Origin of the sequence: Herbaspirillum sp. UBA812 (assembly GCF_002296545.1) — a bacterium.
Taxonomy (GTDB): domain Bacteria; phylum Pseudomonadota; class Gammaproteobacteria; order Burkholderiales; family Burkholderiaceae_D; genus Herbaspirillum; species Herbaspirillum huttiense.
This window is the reverse complement of the sequence record NZ_DBIC01000175.1, coordinates 1-3,884: the sequence shown is the minus strand read 5'-3', so window position 1 is coordinate 3,884 and position 3,884 is coordinate 1. Positions and strand designations below refer to the sequence as shown.

The following is a 3,884-nucleotide window of genomic DNA, read 5'->3' as shown; positions in this document are numbered from 1 at the left end:
ATGGCCTGGCCGATGCGGCCCATGCCGATGATGCCCAGGGTGGCGCCATGGATGTCGGGGCCCACGAAGCTGTCATAGCTCCACTTCTTCCACTTGCCGGCGCGCAGGAAGTGCTCCGATTCGGTGATGCGGCGCGCAGCCGCCATCATCAGGGCCCAGCCGAAGTCAGCAGTGGTTTCATTGAGCACATCGGGCGTGTTGGTGGCCATGACGCCGGCTTTTGTAGCGGCAGCAACATCGATGTTGTTGTAGCCCACGGCCATGTTGCAGACCGCCTTCAGTTGCGGGTTGGCGGCGAAGAGCGCAGCCGTCACCGGCTCGCTCGGGGTGGTGAAGAGGCCATCCTTGCCATTGGCCTTGGCCAGCAGCTCATCGGCGCTGTAGATGCGGTCGTCCTGGTTGGATTCGACCTCGAAATGCTGCTCCAGGCGGGCCAGAACTTCAGGGAAGACGGCGCGGGCGACGAAGATCTTGGGTTTCATGCGGGTCTCGTGGTCTCGGTTTCGTTATCGGAAGAAAGCGGATATAGCACTCAGAAGAACAGGAAGCTCATGACGATGAACAGCGGCACCAGGATGCCCACCGACCACGCCATGTAGCCGAAGAAGCTGGGCATGCGGATGCCGCGCTCTTCGGCGATGGCCTTGACCATCATGTTGGGCGCATTGCCGATATAGCTGTTGGCCCCCATGAAGACGGCGCCGGCGGAGATGGCCGCCAGCGTCGAGGCCAGCGGCCCCATCAGTTCCCGCGCATCGCCGGAGGCGGTGTTGAAGAACACCAGATAGGTCGGCGCATTGTCGAGGAAAGAAGACAGCACGCCCGTCATCCAGAAATACATCACATCGTCCGGTTTGCCGTCCGGACCGGTCACGGCGTGCACCACGGCGGCAAACGCGCCCTGCTCGCCCGCCCGCAGCATGGCGATCACCGGGGCGATGGTCAGGAAGATGGCGGCAAAGAGCTTGCCCACTTCCAGCATCGGGCCCCAGCCGAAGTCATTGCGAGCGCGTGCAGATGCAGGCGTGAGCCACAGCGACAGCAGGATCACGCCCAGCAGCGCGCCATCGCGCAGCAGGTTCTGCCATTCCAGCGGTGTGCCCAGCACCTCGGTGGCCACGCCCGGTTTCCACAAGCCGCTCATCAGTACCAGACCGACCACTGCGCCCAGCAGCAGGAAATTGAACTTGCCTTCCAGTCGCAGCGCCGAGTCGGGCGTGGGGTCGAGCGGGCGGCGCTCTTCGCGGTTGAGATAGAAATGGCGATCCAGCAGATAGAAGATCAGCAGCAGCGCACCGCACAGGAAGGCCATCGGCCCCAGCAGGTGGCGCGCGGTCCAGAAGAAATCCACGCCCTTGAGGAAGCCCAGGAACAACGGCGGATCGCCCAGGGGCGTCAGTGAGCCGCCTGCATTGGCAACGAGGAAGATGAAGAACACCACGACATGGACCGTGTGCTTGCGGTCATCGTTGGCGCGGATGAGCGGTCGGATCAACAGCATGGCGGCGCCGGTCGTGCCCATGACGCTGGCCAGCAAGGTGCCCAGTGCCAGCAGTCCGGTATTGAGTGCGGGCGTGCCATGCAGGTTGCCGCGTACGCAGATGCCACCGGCCACGGTGAAGAGCGCGGTCAGCAGGATGATGAAGGGAAGGTATTCCGCCACCAGCGCATGCACGCTGATGGCCAGGGCCGCATGCGCACCATGCAGGGCCGCAAACGGCAGCAGGAAGGCCAGCGCCCAGGCACCGGCGATCTTGCCGAAATGGTGATGCCACATGGCCGGGGCCAGCAGCGGCAGTACGGCAATGGACAGCAGAACGCCCGCGAACGGCAAGGCCCAGGCCAGGGACAGCCCGACACCGTCCAGATCGGCGGCTTGGGAAACGGCGGGCAGCATCGATGCCAGGATTGCGGAGAGACGAATTGTGAGAGCTCTGATCTGCAAATGAAGGTCCTGATGGCAAATAGAGGTGGTGGCCGTCACGCGAGAATCTGCGGCCAGAGGGAGCCACACTATACCAGCCACGCGAGCGCGCCCGAAGCGAAAGCCGGGCATGCGAAAAAATTTCAAGTATGCATGCCCCTGCGTCAACTGCGCAGCTGGCTCCACACCTCACCAAGCGTGACTGCATCGGGCCATACCAAGGACAGCAGCAGTCCGCTCGCGCTCACCAGCAGCAGCACCGCGAGGAAGGGTCGCCAGGTGCGCTGCACGGCCGTCTCCAGCCAGTGGCGATCGGCACGGTAGCCGAAGCGCCGATACAGCCCGGCCGCCAGCAATGCGTCGAAGATCAGTTCGGAAAACAGCACGGGGGCCATGCCCAGCATGGTGACGACGGAATACAGCGTGGCAGCGATGAGCGAGACCACCGACACTGCGAAGATCAACAAGCCCAGTGCTTCGCCCAGGTCGATGCCGTCCGCCAGGCCCGCCGCATCGCCCCCGTCAGCAAGACTGAAATCCACATTGGCGCTGGCCCCGCCGCCGTCGAAGCTGCCACCACCGCCCTGCCACTGATGCGCAGACTTGGACAGGGAAATATTGAGGGGTATATCGCCGAGGAAACCGGCGTCGATTCCGGAGCCGTCATTGCGGCGGTTGCGCCCGTCCTGCTCCGGCTGCACGCCTGACGCGAACTGCGCGCCCGCGCTGGCCGCCATCCCGGCCCCGGCCAGCGCCCTGCGCCGGTCGCCGCGGCGCAGCAGCCATAGCCATATCGACAGCATCGACAGGAAACCCGGATACGCCACCAGGCAGGCCAGCCCATAGCGCAGTCCCATGTTGTGCCAGCCATGCCTCAGCATCCATGCCGAGGCGAGCAATCCGAGACTGGCGGCGAGCGTGATGAGCAGCAGCATGAACAGGCGCGGGAAGCCCCGATGGCTGATCTTGCGGCTCAACCGCAGCGTCCGTACCCGACGGAACAACATCGGCTTCTTCAAGCCCCGCCTCCCCGATGCCGCATCACTCCGTCCCCGGTCAGGCCTTGATCTGGAACACCTGGCGCAGATAATTCACATAGGCCGGGTCATCGCACATGTTCTTGGAAGGCGTATCGGACAGCTTGGCCACCGGCTGGCCATTGCAGCGGACCATCTTCATGACCACCTGCAGGGGCGTGTAGCCCAGGTCATTGGTGAGATTGGTACCGACGCCGAAGGCCACCTTGGCGCGATCCTTGAAGCGCAGGTAGAGCGCACGCACCTTGTCGAAGTCCAGGCTGTCGGAGAACACCAGCACCTTGCTGGATGGATCGACACGGTTGTCACGGTAATGCTGGATCAGGCGCTCGCCCCACTCAAACGGATCGCCCGAATCATGGCGCGCGCCGTCGAAGAGCTTGCAGAAATACATGTCGTAGTCGCGCAGGAAGGCATCCATGCCATAAACGTCCGAGAGCGTGATGCCCAGGTCGCCCCGATACTCGCGCGCCCACATCTCAAAGGCGAACGTCTGCGAATCACGCAGGCGCGGACCGAGCGCCTGACAGGCCTGCAAGTATTCATGCGCCATGGTGCCCAGCGGGGTCAGGTCATGCTGCATGGCGTACATCACGTTGGAGGTACCGGCGAAGTGATCCCCCATATGCTGCTTCATCTCGTCGATGACCTCGGCATGCCAGCTGCGCGAGAAGCGGCGGCGGGTGCCGTAATCGGCGATCTTGCAGCCGGCCAGTTCGGCATCATCGGTGATGACCGACATCTTCTTGCGCAAGCGCGCCCTGCCCTCTTCCAGATCGGGCGAGCGCTGGGTCGCGCGGAAATACACTTCATTGACGATGGCCAGCACCGGCACTTCGAACATGATGGTGTGCAGCCACGGCCCCTTCACCTGGATCTCGATCTCGCCATTGCCGGCCGGATCAGGCTGGACCGTGATGTAT

Annotated in this window: 4 protein-coding genes; all 4 read right to left on the bottom strand. The window is 63.6% G+C overall.

What is annotated here, in order from left to right:
• A partial coding sequence (locus B3873_RS11735; RefSeq protein ID WP_286866187.1) for an NAD(P)-dependent oxidoreductase occupies positions 1-482 on the bottom strand: 482 nt, incomplete at its 3' end.
• Positions 483-532: 50 nt separating this feature from the next.
• Positions 533-1,897 carry a sodium:proton antiporter gene (locus B3873_RS11730; protein WP_286866185.1) on the bottom strand — a complete coding sequence of 455 codons (1,365 nt, stop codon included), beginning with the start codon at positions 1,895-1,897 and terminating at the stop codon, positions 533-535.
• A gap of 191 nt (positions 1,898-2,088) precedes the next feature.
• Positions 2,089-2,901, bottom strand: coding sequence for a hypothetical protein (locus B3873_RS11725; protein ID WP_286866183.1), 813 nt, complete (start codon positions 2,899-2,901; stop codon positions 2,089-2,091).
• 79 nt (positions 2,902-2,980) lie between these two features.
• The coding region (gene pncB / locus B3873_RS11720) for a nicotinate phosphoribosyltransferase (RefSeq protein ID WP_286866181.1) at positions 2,981-3,884 on the bottom strand (904 nt) is incomplete at its 5' end.

Coding starts and splice junctions, on each gene's coding strand:
- B3873_RS11730 (WP_286866185.1), bottom strand. CDS start 1,897: ATGCTGCCCGCCGTTTCCCAAGCCGCCGATCTGGACGGTGTCGGGCTG.